Raw genomic sequence first — 19,152 nt, forward strand, 5'->3', positions numbered from 1 at the left:
GCAGGCCGTGGGCGAACCGTTCATCGTCGCGGGCTAAAGCGTATCGGCGAGGTGATCGAGGATCATGGCCCAGCCTTCCTTGGTGCGATCGCTCCACTCCGGCAGCACGCCTGCATGCGTTAGCGTGACCATGCAGCCGCCCGCGTCGCGCTCCAGTTCGACCGTCACCTGCGTATACACGGCGGAATATTTCGGCACGGCAAACGTAAAAACCAGCCGCTGCGGCCGCTCGATCGCCAGGTATTCGCCGACATGCTCGACATCCTCGCCGTTGCGCCGGTCGACAAAAATGAAACCGCCGCCGACCCGTGCATCGATCGCCACCTTCACCATCTCGCCGCCGTCCGCACTGAACAGCCAGCGTCCCGCGGTGGCAGGATCGAGCCAGGCATCAAAGACGCGCTCAGGCAGGGCATCGAAATGGCGCGTTACGCGAAGCGTGCGCACGGTAGAAGTATTCATCGCGTTTTACCTTTGCGGTAGGGCTTGCCCCTGGCGCGGCCTTCGGCCTTGAGCAAGGCATCGAGCCAGACACTGCCCGCTGTAGGTCAGGCGGGCAGTGTACACGGCGTCCGCTGGACTCCCCATGTCCCGTTCGATGGTGCTCCTCGCATGGACGATGGCGGGCTGGTTAGAATCGGTGGACTCTCAAGGAACTGGCCATGCACACGCCGCCGCCCACTGACAAACCTTTGCCCGACGGCGATGACACGGAAATCACTATTCCACCGACTGTACTGCGTCACCCGCCCGGCCATGGCCTGATGGACGCACTCGATGTCGCCGGTCACGACGAAGTGCAACACGAGGCGGCGCTGCGCGATTCGGCGTTGCGGCCACCCCGCTAAGCGGCGAAATAAGCCAGCTGTTCTTACATGCGGAACACGCCGTAACGCTGAGGTTCGATCGGCGCGTTGAGCGAGGCGGAGATCGCCAGGCCGAGTACTCGGCGCGTATCGGCCGGGTCGATGATGCCGTCGTCCCACAGTCGGGCGCTGGCGTAGTAGGGATGGCCCTGGCGTTCGTACTGGTCGCGGATGGGGGCCTTGAAGGCCTCCTCTTCCTCGGCGCTCCAGGTTTTACCCGCCGCCTCGATACCGTCGCGGCGCACCGTGGCGAGCACGGATGCCGCCTGCTCGCCGCCCATCACGCTGATGCGCGCGTTCGGCCACATCCATAGGAAGCGGGCGCCGTAGGCGCGACCGCACATGGCGTAGTTGCCCGCGCCGAAGCTGCCACCGATCACCACGGTGAACTTGGGCACGTGCGAGCAGGCCACAGCCGTGACCATCTTGGCCCCATCCTTGGCAATGCCAGCGTTCTCGTACTTCTTGCCGACCATGAAGCCCGTGATGTTCTGCAGGAACACCAACGGTACGTTGCGCTGGTTGCACAGTTCGATGAAGTGGGCGCCCTTGAGTGCGGACTCCGAGAACAGGATGCCGTTGTTGGCGATGATGCCGACGGGGTAGCCATGGATATGCGCGAAGCCGCAGACCAGGGTCTTGCCGTAGCGCGCCTTGAACTCATGAAACTCCGAGCCGTCGACGATACGCGCGATCACCTCGCGGATATCGAACGGGCGGCGCGTGTCCTGCGGAATCACGCCATAGAGTTCTTCGGCGGCATAGCGTGGCTCCGCCGGCGTGCGTAGCGCCAGCGGCATGTCCTTCTTCCGGTTCAGGCTGGCGACGATATCGCGGGCGATCGACAATGCATGCGCGTCGTTCTCCGCGTAGTGGTCGGCCACGCCGGAGACGGACGTATGGACGTCTGCGCCGCCGAGCGCCTCGGCATCCACTACTTCGCCCGTTGCGGCCTTCACCAGCGGCGGGCCGCCGAGGAAGATGGTGCCCTGGTCGCGCACGATGATCGTTTCGTCGCTCATGGCCGGCACATAGGCGCCGCCCGCCGTGCACGAACCCATCACCACCGCGATCTGCGGTATCCCCAGGCCCGACATGCGTGCCTGGTTGTAGAAGATGCGGCCGAAGTGTTCCTTGTCGGGAAACACCTCGTCCTGCAGCGGCAGGAAGGCGCCGCCGGAATCCACCAGGTAGATGCAGGGCAGGCGGTTCTCCAGCGCGACTTCTTGCGCGCGCAGGTGTTTCTTTACGGTGATGGGGAAGTAGGTGCCGCCTTTCACGGTAGCGTCGTTGGCGACCACCACCACCTCGAGGCCGTTGACCCGGCCGACGCCGGTGATGATGCCTGCGGCAGGCGCCGCGTCGTCGTACATGCCGTGGGCCGCCAGGGGCGACAGTTCCAGGAAGGGCGAACCCGGGTCGAGCAGGGCGCGGATACGCTCGCGTGGCAACAGCTTGCCGCGGGCCGTGTGCTTTTGGCGGGCCTTGTCTCCGCCGCCTTCCGCGCTACGCGTCAGCTCGCGATGCAGGTCATCCACCAGGGCGCTCAACTGCGCGCTGCTGGCCTGGAATTCGGATGACCGCGGGTCGATCTGCGAGACGATGACGCTCATGAGCCAAGACTGCCGTTCGGGTTGAACCCTGGATAATAACGGCCCGGGCCCGACAGCTGTACCGGCATCCCTAGGTAAGGGCGAAAAAAAACCGGCCGCGCAAGGCGGCCGGTTTTCGGAAGAACATGTGAAGCTTAGTGACCAGCGGTCGAAGCAGCAGCCGGAGCAGCAGCGGTCGAAGCCGGAGCAGCAGCGGTCGAAGCCGGAGCAGCGGCCGGAGCAGCAGCGGTCGAAGCCGGCGCAGCAGCCGGAGCAGCCTGCTCGGTCGGAGCAGCAGCAGCCTTCTGAGCCTGGTCAGCAGCCTGCTGAGCCTGGTCAGCCGACTTCTGAGCGTCCTGCGCGGAATCCTGCGCGCCGTTGCTGCAAGCCGCCAGCAGCGCGACGAGCGCGGAGGCGAGTAGGGTACGCGTGAACTTCATGGTGAATCTCCTTTGCCGTGGAATGCCGTTTGGCGGGCGTATTAATAACGCTTTCGTGGAAAATGCGCCACAACTTTAGGTAATGCGCCTAAAAAACGGTTAACCGCCTTTCAGCGGCGGCCGTTTGTACGGCCGCCGTGAGGGCCCATCAGTCGATGCACTCGATCGCGATGGCGGTGGCTTCGCCGCCGCCAATGCAAAGCGAGGCCACGCCACGCTTGAGGCCGCGGGTCTTCAGTGCATGGAGCAAGGTGACCACCAGGCGGGCACCGCTGGCGCCGATCGGGTGGCCAAGCGCACAGGCACCGCCGTTGACGTTGAGCTTGTCGTGGGGGATGTCCAGCTCGCGCATGGCAGCCATGGCGACCACGGCGAAGGCTTCGTTGACCTCGAAGAGGTCGACGTCGCTGACCTTCCAGCCGGCCTTTTCGAGCACTTTATGGATCGCCGTCACCGGCGCGGTGGTGAACCACTCCGGCTCCTGCGAATGGGTGGTGTGCGCGACGATGCGCGCCAGCGGCTGCAGGCCACGCGCCTTGGCGTTGTCGGCCGACAGGAGCACCAACGCGGCGGCGCCGTCGGAAATGCTCGATGAGCTGGCGGCGGTGATCGTGCCGTTTTCTTTGCGGAACGCGGGCTTCAGCGTGGGGATCTTGCTGACATCGGAGCGGCCCGGCTGCTCGTCGATGTCCACCTTGACCTCGCCCTTGCGGCTGGCGACGGTGACCGGGGCGATTTCGCCAGCGAAGGCCCCTGCCTGCTGGGCGGCCTTGGCACGTTCGACCGAGGTGGTCGAGAAAGCGTCCTGTTCTTCACGGGTGAAGTGGTACTTGTCGGCACACAGCTCGCCGAACACGCCCATGGCCTTGCCGTCGTACGGGTTGGTCAGACCGTCCCACGCCATATGATCGACCAGCTGGCCGTCGCCGTAGCGAATACCGGTGCGCGCGTTGACCATGTGAGGTGCGTTGGTCATCGACTCCATGCCTCCCGCTACCACGATGGCGGCCGAACCGGCCTTGATCAGGTCGTGACCCAGCATGATGGCCTTCATGCCCGAACCGCAGACTTTGTTGACCGTCGTGCAGCCTACGCCGACGGGCAGGCCTGCACCCAGGGACGCCTGACGCGCCGGCGCCTGGCCGAGGTTGGCGGGCAGCACGCAGCCCATGATGACTTCGCTGATGTCCGCGGCGGCGACGCCAGACTGCTCCAGGGCTGCGCGGATAGCTGTTGCACCCAAAGTAGGGGTAGGCACGCCGGTGAACTGGCCGAGGAAAGAGCCAATGGCTGTGCGCTTGGCACCGGCGATGACAACACTGACGTCCGACATGGGGATCTCCGCAAGTACTTGATGGGGCAGGGGTGCCCGGTAAATAGCTTGCGGATTATCGCAGTCCCCAGCCAACCGGGGCAAACCACGCTTACTTGCGATAGCGGTGCGGCCTTACCGACATTTAGTTGCGTTTCCGTTGTGCCAATATCTCCTCTGTGGCGCGTAATGCGCGTGCGGGGGGCACGCCCTTACGAGATTGCAGAGACGCATGGCACGCTGATGGGGGTTGCTATGACGACGGGTGAGCTGGGTTTGCGGCCGCGCCGCATGGCGGTGCTGGTGGCGATGGCACTTGGCCTGGGCGCCTGTGGTGGGGGTGGCGGTAACAGTCCGGTGAAGACGGTATCGACACCGCCGTCGACGCCACCGGCTACCGCGGTACAGCCGCCCATCGATGCCCAGCTCAGCCTCACCAACACCTATTCGGCGCACGCCGCGGGCTACACCGGCGCCGGTGTCACCATCGGCATCGTCGACTCCGGCGTCATGGCGAGCCACCCGGCCCTGGCCGGACGCGTGGTGAAGGAGCTGACCTATGTCAATCCGAACACCAATAACCTCAGCGTTGATGATGTATCCGGCCACGGCACGTATGTAGCGCAGATCGCCGCGGGTGCGGCGTTTGCGCAGTTCCCGGGCGGCATCGCGCCGGGTGCCGATATCGTGTCGGCGCGCATCATTGACGACAATGCGCCCGATGATAACGGCTCGACCACGCCGACCCCGGTGACTTCGTCGGATGCCATTCCGCTCGGCCAGGTCAACGCCGACCTGATCGCCAATGGCGTGAAGGTGATGAACAACTCCTGGGGCGGCGTCAGCTGGAGTTCTACCGACACGGTCACTACGCAAGGCTTCCATGATGCCTACAACACTTTCATCAATTCATGGGGTGGGCTGGTGGTGTTTGCTGCCGGCAATGATTCGCAAGCCAATCCCAGTACCATCGCGGCGTTGCCCAGCCTGGCTCCCGATCTGGAGAAGGGCTGGCTGACCGTCGTTGCGTTGAACAGCAATAGCCCCACGCAGTTGGCCAGCTATTCCAACAAGTGCGGTATCGCGATGAACTACTGCCTGGCGGCGCCAGGCAATGTCATCGCCACCGGCAAGAACGACACCGCCACCAATGCCTCCTACTGGATTGTCGAAGGCACCTCGCTGGCGGCTCCGCAGGTATCGGGCGCAGCTGCATTGGTATGGCAGGCCTACCCGTATTTCAGCAACGACCTGGTGCGACAGACTCTGCTAGGCACCGCCGATCCCCTGGGTGGCTCACAGCCCAACACGACCTTCGGTTATGGCGGACTGGATGTCGGCAAGGCCGTGAACGGGCCGGAACTGTTCAACTGGGGCGACGTCACGGTCAACTTCAGCGGCACCTCCAGCTGGAACAACCCCATCTCGGGCGCCGGCGGGCTGATCAAGCAGGGCCCCGGGACGCTGACGCTGACCCAGCCCTCGACCTATACGGGATTGACCCAGGTACAAGGCGGCATGCTGGTGGCCAATTCGCTGGCAGCCAATGTCAGCATTGGGGCACAAGGCGTGCTGAGCACGACGCCGAGCATTGGCGGTTCGGTGACCAACGCGGGTGTGCTGGCGGTGACCACCAGCGACACCATGGTGGCGGGTAACTACACCCAGCAGGGCGCAGGTCGACTCGCCGTGGCGCTGGGTTCCGCCTTGCGGGTCACCGGTACGGCGACGCTTGGCGGTGGTGACCTGTTTGTCCTCGGCATTAAACAGGGCTATTTCGCCAACCTGCATACCGACGTGTTGACGGCTGTCGGCGGCATCAACGGCACGTTCTCGGCGCTGAACGAGGCGCCGGGCGTACTGCTCACAGCGTCGCTCAACTACAGCGCCACCGATGCCTGGTTGAACGTAAGTCAGGTGCAGGCGAGCGCGGTGCAGGGCATGGCCTATACGCCGGCCTCGTTCGGGGCGGCCCAGCGGGTGGATGGCGCCTTCACCCAGATCAACACGCAGGTCGGGCAAGGCAGCGCAGGCAGCGGCGGGGCGATTCCTACGAACTTCATCAGTGGCGCGGCGAACCTGCAGCAGACTGCGACGACCAGCGCGCTGCAGCAGTCGCTGTCGAGTCTCTCCGGCCAGTTGCACGCGGCCAGTGCGGCGATGACGTTCGATGCCATCGATGCCGGTACGCGTGCGCTGTCCAACCGTTTTGATCAGCTCGCTGATGTCACGTCGGTGGGCGGCTGGACCCAGTCGCTGGGTGATTACGGCAGCATGAGCCGCAGCGGGTATAGCAACGTGGGCTATGACCTGAATGGCTGGATGGTGGGACAGGATCGTCGCTTCGGCAGCAACGGTGTAGTGGGTTTCGCGGTCAGCCAGAGCCAGGATCTCGGGAGGCTCGACGAATTCGCCGACCAGGGTCAGAGTCGCGCCGTCGAAGGCATGCTCTATGGCGGCATCAGCCAAAACCAGTGGTACGCGATGGGCCGGTTCGGCGTAGGCAGTTACCGCGAAGACATGCGTCGACACGTGGAACTGGGCAGCGATGTCGAGAGCGTGGCCAGCGACACCAATGGCCGCTACCGCATCGCCTATGGTGAAAGCGGCTACCGCATGTCGCTCGGTGGCGTTCACTTCACCCCTTACGTCAATCTGCAATACGCGAATATCGAAACCGATGGTTTCAACGAGCTGGGCGGTGATGGTTTTGGCCTCAAGGCAAATGCGCAAACAGTGCAGCGCTGGCAGGCCGGTGCCGGTTTGCGTGCCGGCAGCGATTGGGCGCTTGCTGGCGGCGGTCATCTGAGTCTTCAGGGGCACGTGTTGTGGCAGCGTGCCTTCAGTATGAGTGGTGACCAGATCAACGCCAGTTTTGCCGTGCTCAACCAATGGGCGCCGCTAGGCGGCATCGGTTTGTCCCGCTATGGCGGCGATGCCGGGCTGAGCCTGGATTGGGCGATGACGGCGCGCTCCACGCTGTCGTTCGGCGTCGATCAGTACGTGGCCCAGCATGATCGCGGGAAGATGAGTACGCTGAATTATCGGTTGGGGTTCTGACGCTTCGCTTTTCCCTCCCCCCTTCGGGTCGCCCAGAGGGGAGAGGAAGCAAGGACGTTACGCCTTGCCGTGGAACAGCTCGCGACCGATCAGCATGCGGCGAATTTCGTTGGTGCCGGCGCCGATCTCGTAGAGCTTGGCGTCGCGCAGCAGGCGACCGGCGGGGAACTCGTTGATATAGCCATTGCCGCCCAGCGCCTGGATCGCTTCCAGCGCCACCTTCACCGCATTCTGCGAGGCGTTGAGCAGGCAGGCGGCGGGATCGATGCGCGATTTCACGTGGCTGTCGAACTGCTGCGCGACCATGTAGGCAAAGCCACGCGACGACTGCAGCGCCGTGTACATGTCCGCCACCTTGCCCTGCATCAGGCCGAACGTGCCGATCGGCGCGTTGAACTGCTTGCGCTCGCGCACGTATGGCAGGGTGATATCCATCGCCGCCTGCATCAGGCCGATCGGACCACCCGACAGCACCAGGCGCTCGGTATCCAGGCCGCTCATCAGCACGCGTACGCCTTCGTTGACTTCACCAACGATGTTTTCGGCCGGAATCTCGCAATCTTCGAACACCAGCTCGCAGGTATTGGAGCCGCGCATGCCGAGCTTGTCCAGCTTCTGCGCGGTGCTGAAGCCCTTCATGCCTTTTTCGATGATGAACGCCGTCATGCAGCGACTGCCGGCCGGGCGCGGCGCGGTGCGCATGTACACCAGCAGCACATCGGCGTCGGGGCCGTTGGTGATCCACATCTTGGAGCCGTTGGCGACCCAGACGTCACCTTTCTTCTCGGCCTTGCAGCTCATCGATCCGACCACGTCGGAGCCGGCGCCGGGTTCGCTCATCGCCAGCGCGCCCACGTACTCGCCCGAGCACAGTTTGGGAATGTACTTGCGACGCTGCGCTTCGTTGCCGTTGTGGAAGATGTTCTGCACGCAGAGGTTGGAGTGCGCGCCGTAGGAAAGACCTACCGAACCTGATGCACGCGAGATTTCCTCCATCGCCACCAGGTGCGCGAGGAAACCCATGCCGGAGCCGCCGTACGCTTCGGGAATGGTGACGCCAAGCAGGCCCATCTCGCCGAACTTGCGCCACAGGTCCACGGGAAACAGGTTCTCGCGATCGATGTGATCGGCACGCGGGGCAATCTCCTTCTCTGCGAAGGCATGCACGCTTTCGCGTAGCAGATCGATATCTTCACCGAGAGGAAACGGGCGCATCGCAAACTCCGGCCTGGGGATAGGGTGGGAACGAAATGGTAGCGCAGTAAGCTCTCGGAGCTTTGGCGCAGCGCATCACGGGCAGGCCGGCGGCGGCACGACGCGTCGGGGGATGCGTGTCACGGGCTGCTTCCGCCCCGTGCACGAGGACGCCTCACGGGTCGGTGACAGGCTGCGTTCCTGCCGGCCGCGCGCCGTCATTCCACCTTGGCGAGGTTGCCCTTCAGCTGTACGCCGGACATCAGGAAGCCGACATGGCATTCGTAGGTCTGGCTGTCGCTGTACTCGACGTTGTCGTAGTTGCTGACGATGCCCACGACCGCATTGGCCCCAGCCGCCTTGGCCTGGTCCTGCAGGCTGATCAGCACCGATTGCAGCACCCACGCGCAAGTCACGGGATCCTTCTTGCCGAATGCATTCGTCTTGCGACTGACTTCGGCGTTTTCTTTCAGAACGTTCAGCTTGCCGCTCGGCTGGGTGCCGGCGAAATAGAACTTCACGCTACCGTCGAGCTTGCCGCTCTTCTGTCCTTCGGCGAGCGCCTGCTCGATTGGTAGATGCACCACGCGGTCGGCTGCCATGCTGGCAACCGGCACGGCCATCATCAACAGGGCGCTCAGGCTTAGGTGTTTTGCTTTCATGCGATGGATCTCCTGGTGTGCAAGGAACAGCAAGTCATCAGTGAAGAGCAGCGGGAGATGGTCATGACATGCTGCCATCCCTGCCGTGCAACAGCTTCAGCACAGGCCACCATTCACCGCCAGCACCTGGCGCGTGATGTAGCCGGCCTCCGCGCTCAGCAAGAACTGCACGGCGGCAGCGACGTCGTCGGGCGAGCCCATGCGCTGCATCGGAATCATCGCGAGGATTTCGTCCAGCGGCAGTTCCGCATCGAGCATGTCGGTGTCGATCAGGCCGGGCGCGACGCAGTTGACGGTGATCCTGCGTTTGGCCAGTTCGACCGCCAATGCCTTGGCGGCACCGATCACGCCAGCCTTGGATGCGCTGTAATTCACCTGGCCGCGGTTGCCGATCAGGCCCGATACCGAGGTGATGCAGACGATGCGGCCTGCAGCGCGGCGACGGATCATCGGCATGATCAAGGGATGCAGCACGTTGTAGAAGCCGTCCAGATTAGTGCGCAGCACCTGGTCCCAATCGTCACCGCTGAGGGCAGGAAACGCGCCGTCACGGGTGAGGCCGGCATTGCAGACCACGCCGTAGTAGGCGCCATGGTCCGCGACATCCTGTTCCAGCGCGATGGCGCAGGCGGCGCGGTCGGCGATGTCGAACTGCAGCACGCGCGCCTGTCGACCCAGCGCCTGGATGCTGTTCTGCACGGCCTCCGCTTCGTCGCGGCGAGAGCGGCAATGCAGCACCAGATCGTAGCCAGCCGCAGCCAGGCGCAAGGCGATGGCGCGGCCGATGCCGCGACTGGAGCCGGTGACCAGGATGGTCTCAGACATGGTGGAGTTCCTCTGCATCCGGTGGACTGAAAACGGTAAGTCGTGCCTCAGCGCGCACGCCCGGCGCGTCGATACGGCAGGCGAATACCCCCATGCCTGCTTCGTCATGGAAGTGACGCAAGGCTTCGATGCGCAGTTCGCTGCCGGCGGGAAACGCGTCGGCCGTCGCATGGTAATGCCGCGTGCCGAGCAGGAAGCCGAGACGTATCGGCGCGCCGGCCGCCAACGCATGACAGCCGGCCCAGGCGGCGATGGCCTGGGCCATCAGTTCGAGCCCGGCCCAAGCGGGCAGGCTGCCATCGTCGGCCACGAAGGGTTCGCCAGCGCGTACGCGGCGGGTGCAGACAATTCTCTCGGCTTCGCATGCCTCGACCTGGTCGAGCAGGATCATGGCATCGGCATGCGGCAGCACCTCGGCCATCGCCCACCGGCTCACCTCGCGTCGCCCAGGATCAGGCAGGCGTTATTGCCGCCGAAAGCGAAGGCATTGCTCATCAGGTGGCGCTTGCCGCCAGCAGGCAGATGGTCGCCGACGCCGGTGAAAGCCAGCGCGGGCAAGGCCGGATCCGCTTCGCCGTCCCATACGTGGGGCGGCAGGCGCCGCTCGGCGCGTGTATCGCTGAGGCTCAGCCAGCAGAATGCGGCTTCCAGCGCGCCGGCCGCGCCCAGCGTGTGCCCGGTCATCGACTTGGTCGATGAGCAGGGCAGGCCCGCTGCGAAGACCGCCCTGACGGCCTGACTTTCCATCGCATCGTTGTGCTCGGTCGCCGTGCCATGCAGGTTGAGGTAGTCGATCTGGCCGGCGTCCAGGCCGGCGTCACGCAGAGCGTCACGCATGGCTTGTTGCGCGCCCAGACCCTGCGGATCCGGCGAGGACATATGGTACGCGTCGCTGCTGGCGCCGCCGCCCAGGAGCTCGACCGGGCCAGGCTCGCGCGTCACCAGGAACAGCGCGGCCGCCTCGCCGATATTGATGCCGCGCCGGTGGCGCGAGAACGGCTGGCAGCGCGCCACGTCCAGGGCCTCCAGTGCATGAAAGCCGTTGATCGGCAGACCCGCCAAGGTATCGGCGCCGCCGCACAGCACGGCGTCACACAGGCCCAGGCGAAGCAGTCGTCGCGCGCTCAGCAGCGCGCGGGCGCCTGACGTGCAGGCAGTGGAAATGCCGTAGCAGGGACCGGCCACATCCAGCCATTCGGCAAGACATTCGGCCGGCGCGCCCAGTTCCTGGTGGGCGTAGCGGTAGTCCGGCGGCCAGGCGCCGTCGCGGCGATAGCCGGCGATGCCGTGGCAGGCTTCATCGATGCCGGTCGTGCTGGTGCCAATGATGACGGCGACGCGTTCGCTGCCGTAACGGGCGATGGCAGCGCGAATCGGCGCCTCGATCTCCTGTGCGGCGGCCAGCAGCAGGCGGTTGTTGCGATTATCGCGATGACGGGCCAGGGCGGCCGGGATGGCAGGCAGGTCGATGCGCGCGGCGGCCAGCGGCAGACTGCCCTGTGGCAGCCGGCCCGATTGCGGACGGATGCCGCTGTCATCGCCGGTAAACAACGCTTCGGCGACGGCGGCCTTGCCGGCACCGAGCGTGCAGACCACGCCGAGTTCGTTGAGGTAGGTTTTCATGTGCTCGCGAGCGGTTTGCGCGCCGCCACGTTGACCAGGGTTTCCTCGCGCTGCCCGGGCGGCGGTGGCGCGCGCAGGCCCCAGCGTTCCAGCAAGCCGAAATCGCTGGAGCGGCTCCACCACAGATAGGGCAGGGATACATGCCGCGGCTCGATCTCGAAACCCTGTCCACGCAACATGGCAAGGTATTCGTCGGCACTCTTCTGCACCTCCATCGGATGGCGGAAGAACCAGCGGATCACCCAGCTATCGATATACGCCTTGGTCGACTCGGCGAACAGCAGCAGGCCGCCGGGCTTCAGCACGCGCCAGAACTCGGCGAGCGCGCGCTCCTGCTCCACCAGATGGTGAAAGGTCTGGTGACAGAACACGATGTCGGCGCTGGCATCAGGCAGCTGGATCTGTGCGCAGTCGGCGGCAAGCAGGGTCGCCTCGATGCCTTCACGTTGCGCCTCCGCGTGCGCCAGCGCCAGGCTGTGCGGATCGGCGTCCAGACCGATCAAGCGGTCAGGCTGGAACGCGTCGCGCAGCAGGCGGAATGATCGCCCCTGACCGCAGCCGACGTCGAGCAGGGTGCCGCCGTGCGGCAACGGCTCGCCGATCAGGCGTTTCAAATCGTTGATCGCGACGCGCAGCACGTGATGCTGCCAGGTCTGCGTGCGCAGGAACTGAAAGCCGAGACGGGTTTCTTTCACATACGTTGGGCTGGCGTAAGTCATGCGTGGCGGGTCCGCGCGGCGTCGTCGGCCGTAGCCGTCGACAAGGAGAGGGGATCGGCGTCAAGCGTCGCCAGGCGACGCTCGACGATATCGGTGAAGACGCGCGGTGACAGCAGCTGCATCTCGCCCGCAGTCGTTACGGCGACCTGGATGGTGCTGGCGCGCGTGACGCGCTCGCCGGTCTGTGCGTCGCTCAACAGATAATGCAGCTTGAGCCGGTTGTGCCACTCGATCAGTTCGGCGCGCACACGCAGCCGTTGGCCGAAACGAGCGGCGCGTACATAGCGCAGCTGCAAATCGATCACCGGCCATACGTAGCCGGCGGCCTTCATTTGCACGTAGTTGTGGCCGATCTCGTCAAGCAGCGCGCAGCGTGCCATTTCAAGGTACTTCACGTAATGGCCATGCCAGACCACGTCCATCGAGTCGACGTCGAAGAACGGCACCTGCACTTCGATGTCCGTGCCCAGCACGCCTCTAGTGCGCATCGTCGGTCTGTGCATTCGGTGTCTGCCAGTAGGGGTAGAAGTTGAACCATTGCAGCGGCGCTTCGAGGCAGCGCCGGGCCAGCCGCTCGGCATAGCCTTGCACCCAGCCGCGGATCGCCTCGTCGCGTTGTCCGCGCTGCCAGGTGGGTGCCTCGAGGAAGCGCTCCAGGTGGATGCGGTAACGCCCGTCGACCTTCAGGCAGCAAATCAGATTGACCGGGCAGCGCAGCAGCCCGGCCATCAACCACGGGCCTTGCGGGAACGGCGCGGGGTGTCCAAGAAAATCGACGGTGACGCAGCGTCCACCATGCAGGGGCACGCGATCGCCGGCGATCGCCAGCCATTCGCCCCGCTCGATGCGCTGCGAGAGATCCATCATCAGCGCGGTGTCGAGGTCGCTGACCTGGATCAGGCGCAAACGCTGCTCGCCGGCTTCGCCAAGCAGGCGGTTGAAGCGGTCGACATGCCGATTGTGCACCAGCACGTTAAGCGGTACCTGGTCGCCGAGTTCGGCCATCGCGCGGCTGACATCCTGGTTGCCCATATGCGTGCACACCAGGATCTGGCCGCGGCCGCTATGCCGGCTCGCCAGCAATTGCGTACGCACGCCGTCGGGATCGTTCAGCTCCACCTGTTCCAGTCGCAGCTTGCCGTTCCATACGTCCAGCCGGTCCAGCAGGTACTCAGCGAAGGCCATATGCTGGTCGAACACGCTACGCAGGCGAGGGCGCAAGTGGTCGTTGCCACTCCATGCCGCCAGGCGCGACTGGTATTGCCGCGCGGCCTGGCGCGTGCGAGCGCTAAAGATGAAGAAGTACGCCACGATCAGATAGAGCAGCGGCGACAGCGCGCGTCGCCCAAGGTGTCTGGCGGCCGCTGCCGTGAGCTTCATGAGAACGAAGCTGCCGCGCTCCTTCTGCGCCGCCCAGTGACGTTCATGCGCGAGCGGTTTAGTCATGTTCGGCGGAGTTCCAGGCAAAACGGCCGGAGGAAGCTTCACCATCGCCAAGCCGGTAAGCGAAATGCAGCTTGTGCGCGGCCGCGTCGTGGCGCAGCTGCAACTGCAGCTCGTCGCCCGGACGCAGCAGGCGCTGGAATTTGAGCATGTCGATGCGCCGACACTGGCGCGGCGTACCCAGGCGCTCAGCGGCCAGCTCCAAAGCCCAGGCGAGCTGCACGACGCCAGGCAGCACCGGCAGGCGGGGGAAATGGCAGGTGAAATGGCGCAACTCCAGCGGCAGCCGAAGTTGCAGCAGACTTTCATCAGCGTGCGTGTGGTCGGCCAGCAGCAAGGCGTGCGCGGGCGGCGGCTGCCGGATCAATGTATCGATGTGCTGCGGATCCTGCACCTCGGGCCAGTCGTCGCACAGACGCCAGGACGACGGTGCTTCGATGGCTTGTTCCGCGAGTCGTCGTTGCAGGGCGTCGATGCAGGCCAGTCGCCCCTGTCGACGCAGCGCGGCCACGCCGTCGGCATTAAATTGCAGCAGTACACCGCTTCGTGCGACGGCGACGCGTTCCACCCAGGGATGCGTTGCCAGCACGGTCGCGTTGCCTTGCGCCTTGATCATGCTGCGGTTCTCAGGCGCTTGCGCAGCAGCCACTCGCCGCCGAACAGCGTGCCCATGATGAAGTAAGCAATCAGGCCGTTGTAGAGCGTCCACCAACCCAGCGGCGCCCATAGCGTAAGTACGGCGGAGACCAGCCCATTGAACATGAAAAAGCCCACCCACACCCAGGTGACCTTGCGCGTGTACGGGATCGCTTCCGCTGGAAGCTCGGGTTCGCTGACGCGCGCAATGCGTTCCACCATCGGCGGGCCGTACTTCAGGCTGATGCCGAAGACGAACAGCAGCAAGGCGCTGATCAAGGTGGGGTACCAACGCAGCATGGCGGCTTCGCCGCTGAAGGCGAGCAGTGCGCAATACGCCAGTGCAGCAGTGATCATCCAGCGGCCGCCCGGCTGTTTCAGCAGGCTCGGTGCCCGGATCAGCCAGATCGCACCCAACACGAGTGCAAAGAGCGGCGTCGACACATGCTCCATCCCGAAGTAGACCAGGAACGGGTACAGCAGGCCGACCACCGGCAACAGCAGGGAAGTCAGCTTGCGCATGCGACTTGCTGCGCCTCGACGAAGGCCGCCAGGCTCGCCACGGTGGCGAAGTGCTGGCGTGCATCGCGCGAATCGGAGGCGATCTGGATGCTGTAGCGATTCTGCAGCGCCAATGCCAGCTCCAGCGCGTCGACCGAATCCAGGCCCAGGCCCTGGCCGAACAACGGTTGTTCCGGCGGGATGTCGGCAGCTTGCAGGTGCTCAAGGTTGAGCGTGTCGATGATCAGCTGCGCAATGTCCTGTTGCAAGGCATTCATGGCGAGGCTAGCTCCTTGGAATAGAGGTCGTGTAGATGGTCGTTGAGTCGACGGGAGGCTATCGGCAACGGTGCTTGGGCATTGAATGTGGCCGGATCGATGTCCGCGCCCACGCGCAGGCGCACATGGAAGCGACGGTCGGGAATGCTGTGCCAGGACTCGGCCTTGGTCAGCGTGGTCGGCTGTACCGTGATGAATACCGGTGTGATCACCCGCGCGCCGCGCAGTGCGATGGCCGCCGCGCCGCGATGAAATACCGGCGACTGGTCCGGCATGGTGCGGGTGCCTTCAGGGAACACGATCAGCGTCTGTCCTTCGCGCAGGACTTCGGCAGCTTGCTCGAGCATCTCCGGGCTGCCGCTGTTGCTGATGTATTCGGCGGTGCTGATCGGGCCGCGCATGCACGGGTTGCGCCACAAGCCCTGCTTGACCACGCAATTGGCGTCGCGAATCTGCGAGATCAGAAACACCACATCGATCAGCGAAGGATGGTTCGCGATCACCATCTGTCCGGGCTGGTTCAGGCGCTCCGCGCCTTCCACGGTAAACGTAAGTACGCCGCTGCGATACATGAACTGCACGTGCCAATGGAACGCGCGGCTGATCGAGGCGCGCACGCGGCGGCGATGTTGCAGCCGTCCGCCCGGCAGCACGGAGAGCAGCGGAAACCACACCAGCCGCAGCAGCAGGCCGCCGATACCGAACAACAGAAAGCTGAGGCCGGTCGCGACCAGCCGCCACAGATAGAAGTCGCTCTTGCGGAATGTCAGGTCGTCGGCTGCCAGATCCATCGTCTCATCTTCCATGCATGTTGCAGAGGCTCGCGCGGACCGTGCAGGGCGCGCAGGAACGCGAGCGCATGCGGCCACGCGCTGGTGTAGCCCTGATCCGAATTGCGTTGCAGCCGCAGCTGCCAGCGCGAGTTGGGCGGTTCGCCACGATCGGGCCCTGTCTTGTCCACGCGCAAGGCGAGGGCGTAGGAGAACGGTACGTCGTCGATCCAGCCGGCGTAAGCCGCGGGTGGCCGTTCTTCGGCGAGCACCACGATGGCCGCAGGTGCGCCCTGGTCGAGCAAGGTGGCGGCCTCGAGCATGGCGTGCTCGAAGGTATCCGCTTCGCCCGCGATGGCACTGGCTTCGCCGCGCTGGCCGCGCAGGATCGACCATTGCCCGGCAATCGCGTTGTGCACGGACAGGCCGAACTGGGTCGGCGACAGCGGCTTCTGATCGATCACGTCGCCAAGCAAGGCATAAGTGCGCGGCGTTTCGCCATGGCGCGACGCGAAGACCAGCGGCAGCTGTTCGTTGTCATCGCATAGCGGCCATGCGACCGCCAGCGCCATGCGCGCCATGCGGCTCAAGCGCCGGCGTTGCATCGCTGGCAGGAAAGCGCAATCGGGCTGCTCGCCCTGATCCGGTGGAGTCCATGGTTCCCGCGTCCAGGCCTGCCAGGCGTCGTTGGTTTCGAGGGAAGGCGCCCAGGCGCGCCATTGGGCAATGCGCACATCGATCATGCGTAGGCTTCCTCAGCTGCGCGGAACAGCAGGGCCGCGCAGCTGCCGCCGAAGCCGAAGCTGTTGGACAAGACGCTGCGGATGCGCCGAGGGACGGATTCCTTGATCAGCGGCGCCGCCGCGAAGGCGGGGTCCGGCGTTTCGATGGCGCTGCCGGCAGCGACGAAGTGGTGCCGCATCATCAGCAGGCCGGCGATGGCATCCAGCGCGCCGGCCGCGCCGGGGGCGTGGCCGATCAAGCCCTTGATCGACGACATCGGTGGCGGCGCGGCACCGCGTTCGCGGAACACGCGCTCGATCGCCTGCCATTCGGCCAGGTCGCCCTGCGCGGTGGAGCAGGCATGTGTGTTGATGTAGTCGGGGCTGGCGTGAGACGCGAGCGCCTGGCGCATCGCCCGCGCGATGCCTTCCGCACCGGGGCCAACCATGCTTTGCGCATCGGTGCTGGCGCCGTAGCCGCACAGTTCGGCAATCGCGGTGGCGCCGCGCCGGCGCGCATGCTCCAGCGATTCGAGCACCAGCACGCCCGCGCCCGCGGCCAGCACGATGCCGTCGCGATTGGCGTCGTAAGGGCGCGAGGCCGCGACCGGGCGTTCGTTGCTGTTGACTGACAATGCACCCATCGCGTCGAACCACAGCGCGGTGGTGTCGTGCAATTCCTCGCTGCCGCCGCAGATAACCAGATCCTGCTTGCCCAACTGGATTAGCTCCATGGCCTGGCCGATGGCATGCGCACCACTGGTGCAGGCGGCACTGACGACGTGGCTGCGTCCGCCAATCTCGAAGGCGTAGGCCAGGCCCGCCGCTAGCGCGCTGCTCATGCCGCGCGGCACGATAAACGGCGACAGCTTGGCGATGCCGCGCTTGTGGAAACTGTCGAGCGCGAACTCATGCTCGCTCATCGCCGCGCCACCGCCCATCACCAGACCACAGTGGGGTGATTGCAGGTCGCTGGACGTGAGTTGCGCCTGCGCGATCGCCTCGCCCATGGCCTGCCACGCATACCACGTCGTGGCGGAAAGAAACCGGCGCAGCTTGCGCGATGGGGCATCCAGTGCCGTTTCGTCTACCGGACCACCGACACGGCAGCGCATACCGAGCGCCGCCAGCGTATCCATAAAACGGATACCGCTGCGCCGATCCTGCAAGGCGCGAAGCAGCGCGGCATTGCCCGTGCCCGCGCAGGACACCGAACCCATGCCGGTCACGACGACGCGCGGCGGGTGGCGATGTCCGTCTGCGCCTGTCATGCGGCGCAGGCCTTGAAGATCAGCGACGTATTGATGCCGCCGAAGGCGAAGTTGTTGTTCATCACGTAGGCAGTGTCGATATGACGCCCTTCGCCGATGATGTAATCCAGTACCGCGCATTCCGGGTCGGGCTGCTGCAGGTTGATGGTGGGGGCGAACCAGCCTTCGCGCATCATTTCGATGGCCCACCACGATTCCAGCGCACCGCAGGCGCCAAGCGTATGGCCGACATAACTCTTCATCGAGCTGATCGGCACCTGCGCGCCGAGCACGCTGGCGGTGGCATGGCTCTCGGCCACGTCGCCGCGATCGGTGGCGGTGCCATGCGCGCTGACGTAGCCGATGGCCTCGGGCGCCAACCCTGCATCGCGCAAGGACATGCGCATCGCCACCGCCATGGTCTCGCTGGTGGGCTGGGTGATGTGGCTGCCGTCGGAATTGCAGCCGAAGCCGACGATCTCTGCGTAGATGCGTGCGCCGCGTGCACGCGCATGTTCGTACTCTTCAAGCACCAGCGTGGTGGCGCCTTCGCCCACGACCAGGCCATCGCGGGCGCGGTCGAACGGACGCGGGGTCAGCGCTGCTTCGTCATTGCGCGTGCTGGTGGCAAACAGCGTATCGAACACCGCCGCACCGGGGCCGGACAATTCCTCGGCGCCGCCGCACAGCATCAGCGTCTGCTTGCCTTGCTGGATCGCCTCGTAGCCATAGCCGATGGCCTGGCTGCCGGACGTGCAGGCGCTGGAGGTCGGCACGATGCGCCCCTTCAAGCCGAAGAACACGCCGACGTTCACGGCGGTGGTGTGCGACATCATCTGGATGTAGCTGGTCGCGGTGACGCCTTGCATCGATCCCGTCGCCAGCATGTGGCCCATGGCGCGAATCGGCTCCACGCTGCCGCCGGACGAGCCATAAGCCACGCCCATGCGCCCATCGCGTATCGCTTCGTTGCCGTGCAGTCCCGCGTCATGCAGTGCCCGCTCGCTGGCGGCGACGGCGAGCTGTGCGACGCGACCCATCGAGCGCACTTGCTTGCGCGGCCAGGCCGGCAGCGTGAAATCGTCGACGGGACAGCCGAGGCGACCGTTCAAGGCATCGAAGTAGTCCCATTCCGGCATGCGGCGAACGGCATTGCGATAGTCGCGCAGGCGCGCGGAGATCGTGGCCCAGTCATGACCGAGCGGTGTGATGCCGCCGATGCCGGTGACGACGACGCGCTTCATCGGCGGGCATCCTGT

Annotated in this window: 20 protein-coding genes and 1 pseudogene; 2 read left to right on the forward strand and 19 right to left on the reverse strand. The window is 65.1% G+C overall.

The features are described from left to right. Positions 1–33: 33 nt before the first annotated feature. Complete coding sequence (locus OUZ30_RS06000) at positions 34–462, reverse strand: SRPBCC family protein (protein ID WP_266181288.1); 429 nt, start codon at positions 460–462, stop codon at positions 34–36. 200 nt (positions 463–662) lie between these two features. On the opposite strand from OUZ30_RS06000, the gene OUZ30_RS06005 reads away from it, so the two are divergent. After that, positions 663–848, forward strand: a complete 186-nt coding sequence (locus tag OUZ30_RS06005; RefSeq protein WP_266181289.1) for a hypothetical protein — start codon at positions 663–665, stop codon at positions 846–848. Between the two features lie 23 nt (positions 849–871). Here OUZ30_RS06005 and OUZ30_RS06010 read toward each other — a convergent pair whose 3' ends face one another. From OUZ30_RS06010 to OUZ30_RS06020, 3 genes and pseudogenes are all read right to left on the reverse strand, one after another. Continuing rightward, complete coding sequence (locus OUZ30_RS06010) at positions 872–2,479, reverse strand: carboxyl transferase domain-containing protein (RefSeq protein ID WP_266181290.1); 1,608 nt, start codon at positions 2,477–2,479, stop codon at positions 872–874. 143 nt (positions 2,480–2,622) lie between these two features. Further along, positions 2,623–2,898 (reverse strand): annotated as a pseudogene (locus OUZ30_RS06015) (hypothetical protein); the annotation flags it as partial. 148 nt (positions 2,899–3,046) lie between these two features. Then, the gene (locus OUZ30_RS06020) at positions 3,047–4,231 is read right to left on the reverse strand and encodes an acetyl-CoA C-acyltransferase (RefSeq protein WP_266181292.1); all 1,185 of its coding nucleotides are present in this window, start codon (positions 4,229–4,231) and stop codon (positions 3,047–3,049) included. Positions 4,232–4,465: 234 nt separating this feature from the next. Here OUZ30_RS06020 and OUZ30_RS06025 point away from each other — a divergent pair, with 234 nt between their 5' ends. Further along, the gene (locus OUZ30_RS06025; RefSeq protein WP_266181293.1) at positions 4,466–7,270 is read left to right on the forward strand and encodes an autotransporter serine protease; all 2,805 of its coding nucleotides are present in this window, start codon (positions 4,466–4,468) and stop codon (positions 7,268–7,270) included. Positions 7,271–7,327: 57 nt separating this feature from the next. Here the strand turns inward: OUZ30_RS06025 and OUZ30_RS06030 are convergent, their stop codons facing one another. The 15 genes from OUZ30_RS06030 to OUZ30_RS06100 form a co-directional block, all read right to left on the reverse strand. Further along, positions 7,328–8,485, reverse strand: coding sequence for an isovaleryl-CoA dehydrogenase (locus tag OUZ30_RS06030; RefSeq protein WP_266181294.1), 1,158 nt, complete (start codon positions 8,483–8,485; stop codon positions 7,328–7,330). A gap of 197 nt (positions 8,486–8,682) precedes the next feature. Next, positions 8,683–9,126: an excinuclease gene (locus tag OUZ30_RS06035; protein ID WP_266181295.1), complete on the reverse strand. Its 444-nt coding sequence runs from the start codon at positions 9,124–9,126 to the stop codon at positions 8,683–8,685. Between the two features lie 96 nt (positions 9,127–9,222). Next, positions 9,223–9,951 (reverse strand): 3-oxoacyl-ACP reductase FabG, encoded by a 729-nt coding sequence (gene fabG / locus OUZ30_RS06040; protein WP_266181296.1) that lies wholly within the window; start codon positions 9,949–9,951, stop codon positions 9,223–9,225. Continuing rightward, the gene (locus tag OUZ30_RS06045) at positions 9,944–10,387 is read right to left on the reverse strand and encodes a hotdog family protein (RefSeq protein ID WP_266181298.1); all 444 of its coding nucleotides are present in this window, start codon (positions 10,385–10,387) and stop codon (positions 9,944–9,946) included. Before OUZ30_RS06045 ends, fabG begins: the two co-directional genes overlap by 8 nt. Further along, positions 10,384–11,574 (reverse strand): beta-ketoacyl-ACP synthase, encoded by a 1,191-nt coding sequence (locus OUZ30_RS06050; RefSeq protein ID WP_266181300.1) that lies wholly within the window; start codon positions 11,572–11,574, stop codon positions 10,384–10,386. The genes OUZ30_RS06045 and OUZ30_RS06050 overlap by 4 nt, the downstream gene beginning before the upstream one ends. Then, on the reverse strand, positions 11,571–12,293 hold the full coding sequence (locus tag OUZ30_RS06055) for a class I SAM-dependent methyltransferase (protein ID WP_266181302.1): 723 nt from the start codon (positions 12,291–12,293) through the stop codon (positions 11,571–11,573). The genes OUZ30_RS06050 and OUZ30_RS06055 overlap by 4 nt, the downstream gene beginning before the upstream one ends. Further along, positions 12,290–12,781, reverse strand: a complete 492-nt coding sequence (locus OUZ30_RS06060) for an acyl-CoA thioesterase (protein WP_266181303.1) — start codon at positions 12,779–12,781, stop codon at positions 12,290–12,292. The genes OUZ30_RS06055 and OUZ30_RS06060 overlap by 4 nt, the downstream gene beginning before the upstream one ends. After that, positions 12,771–13,739, reverse strand: a complete 969-nt coding sequence (locus OUZ30_RS06065; protein ID WP_266181304.1) for a lysophospholipid acyltransferase family protein — start codon at positions 13,737–13,739, stop codon at positions 12,771–12,773. The genes OUZ30_RS06060 and OUZ30_RS06065 overlap by 11 nt, the downstream gene beginning before the upstream one ends. After that, positions 13,732–14,352 carry an ApeI family dehydratase gene (locus OUZ30_RS06070; protein ID WP_266181305.1) on the reverse strand — a complete coding sequence of 207 codons (621 nt, stop codon included), beginning with the start codon at positions 14,350–14,352 and terminating at the stop codon, positions 13,732–13,734. Before OUZ30_RS06070 ends, OUZ30_RS06065 begins: the two co-directional genes overlap by 8 nt. Next, positions 14,349–14,894 (reverse strand): COG4648 family protein, encoded by a 546-nt coding sequence (locus OUZ30_RS06075; RefSeq protein WP_266181306.1) that lies wholly within the window; start codon positions 14,892–14,894, stop codon positions 14,349–14,351. The genes OUZ30_RS06070 and OUZ30_RS06075 overlap by 4 nt, the downstream gene beginning before the upstream one ends. Further along, positions 14,882–15,151 carry a phosphopantetheine-binding protein gene (locus tag OUZ30_RS06080; RefSeq protein ID WP_266181307.1) on the reverse strand — a complete coding sequence of 90 codons (270 nt, stop codon included), beginning with the start codon at positions 15,149–15,151 and terminating at the stop codon, positions 14,882–14,884. The genes OUZ30_RS06075 and OUZ30_RS06080 overlap by 13 nt, the downstream gene beginning before the upstream one ends. After that, positions 15,148–15,942, reverse strand: a complete 795-nt coding sequence (locus OUZ30_RS06085) for a lysophospholipid acyltransferase family protein (RefSeq protein WP_266181308.1) — start codon at positions 15,940–15,942, stop codon at positions 15,148–15,150. Before OUZ30_RS06085 ends, OUZ30_RS06080 begins: the two co-directional genes overlap by 4 nt. Further along, positions 15,918–16,664, reverse strand: coding sequence for a beta-ketoacyl synthase chain length factor (locus OUZ30_RS06090; RefSeq protein ID WP_266181309.1), 747 nt, complete (start codon positions 16,662–16,664; stop codon positions 15,918–15,920). The genes OUZ30_RS06085 and OUZ30_RS06090 overlap by 25 nt, the downstream gene beginning before the upstream one ends. Continuing rightward, positions 16,661–17,914 (reverse strand): beta-ketoacyl-[acyl-carrier-protein] synthase family protein, encoded by a 1,254-nt coding sequence (locus tag OUZ30_RS06095; RefSeq protein ID WP_266181311.1) that lies wholly within the window; start codon positions 17,912–17,914, stop codon positions 16,661–16,663. The genes OUZ30_RS06090 and OUZ30_RS06095 overlap by 4 nt, the downstream gene beginning before the upstream one ends. Next, positions 17,911–19,137, reverse strand: a complete 1,227-nt coding sequence (locus OUZ30_RS06100) for a beta-ketoacyl-ACP synthase (protein WP_266181312.1) — start codon at positions 19,135–19,137, stop codon at positions 17,911–17,913. The genes OUZ30_RS06095 and OUZ30_RS06100 overlap by 4 nt, the downstream gene beginning before the upstream one ends. Between the last annotated feature and the right edge of the window lie 15 nt (positions 19,138–19,152).

This window comes from Dyella humicola (assembly GCF_026283945.1).
GTDB lineage: Bacteria > Pseudomonadota > Gammaproteobacteria > Xanthomonadales > Rhodanobacteraceae > Dyella > Dyella humicola.

Bases quoted from the DNA above. Each gene is read 5' to 3' on its own strand.
- OUZ30_RS06000 (WP_266181288.1), bottom strand. From the start codon at position 462: ATGAATACTTCTACCGTGCGCACGCTTCGCGTAACGCGCCATTTCGAT.
- OUZ30_RS06095 (WP_266181311.1), bottom strand. From the start codon at position 17,914: ATGACAGGCGCAGACGGACATCGCCACCCGCCGCGCGTCGTCGTGACC.
- OUZ30_RS06005 (WP_266181289.1), top strand. From the start codon at position 663: ATGCACACGCCGCCGCCCACTGACAAACCTTTGCCCGACGGCGATGAC.
- OUZ30_RS06085 (WP_266181308.1), bottom strand. From the start codon at position 15,942: ATGGATCTGGCAGCCGACGACCTGACATTCCGCAAGAGCGACTTCTAT.
- OUZ30_RS06070 (WP_266181305.1), bottom strand. From the start codon at position 14,352: ATGATCAAGGCGCAAGGCAACGCGACCGTGCTGGCAACGCATCCCTGG.
- OUZ30_RS06075 (WP_266181306.1), bottom strand. From the start codon at position 14,894: ATGCGCAAGCTGACTTCCCTGCTGTTGCCGGTGGTCGGCCTGCTGTAC.
- OUZ30_RS06060 (WP_266181303.1), bottom strand. From the start codon at position 12,781: ATGCGCACTAGAGGCGTGCTGGGCACGGACATCGAAGTGCAGGTGCCG.
- OUZ30_RS06050 (WP_266181300.1), bottom strand. From the start codon at position 11,574: ATGAAAACCTACCTCAACGAACTCGGCGTGGTCTGCACGCTCGGTGCC.
- OUZ30_RS06100 (WP_266181312.1), bottom strand. From the start codon at position 19,137: ATGAAGCGCGTCGTCGTCACCGGCATCGGCGGCATCACACCGCTCGGT.
- OUZ30_RS06080 (WP_266181307.1), bottom strand. From the start codon at position 15,151: ATGAATGCCTTGCAACAGGACATTGCGCAGCTGATCATCGACACGCTC.
- OUZ30_RS06090 (WP_266181309.1), bottom strand. From the start codon at position 16,664: ATGATCGATGTGCGCATTGCCCAATGGCGCGCCTGGGCGCCTTCCCTC.
- OUZ30_RS06025 (WP_266181293.1), top strand. From the start codon at position 4,466: ATGACGACGGGTGAGCTGGGTTTGCGGCCGCGCCGCATGGCGGTGCTG.
- fabG (WP_266181296.1), bottom strand. From the start codon at position 9,951: ATGTCTGAGACCATCCTGGTCACCGGCTCCAGTCGCGGCATCGGCCGC.
- OUZ30_RS06055 (WP_266181302.1), bottom strand. From the start codon at position 12,293: ATGACTTACGCCAGCCCAACGTATGTGAAAGAAACCCGTCTCGGCTTT.
- OUZ30_RS06010 (WP_266181290.1), bottom strand. From the start codon at position 2,479: ATGAGCGTCATCGTCTCGCAGATCGACCCGCGGTCATCCGAATTCCAG.
- OUZ30_RS06020 (WP_266181292.1), bottom strand. From the start codon at position 4,231: ATGTCGGACGTCAGTGTTGTCATCGCCGGTGCCAAGCGCACAGCCATT.
- OUZ30_RS06035 (WP_266181295.1), bottom strand. From the start codon at position 9,126: ATGAAAGCAAAACACCTAAGCCTGAGCGCCCTGTTGATGATGGCCGTG.
- OUZ30_RS06030 (WP_266181294.1), bottom strand. From the start codon at position 8,485: ATGCGCCCGTTTCCTCTCGGTGAAGATATCGATCTGCTACGCGAAAGC.
- OUZ30_RS06065 (WP_266181304.1), bottom strand. From the start codon at position 13,739: ATGACTAAACCGCTCGCGCATGAACGTCACTGGGCGGCGCAGAAGGAG.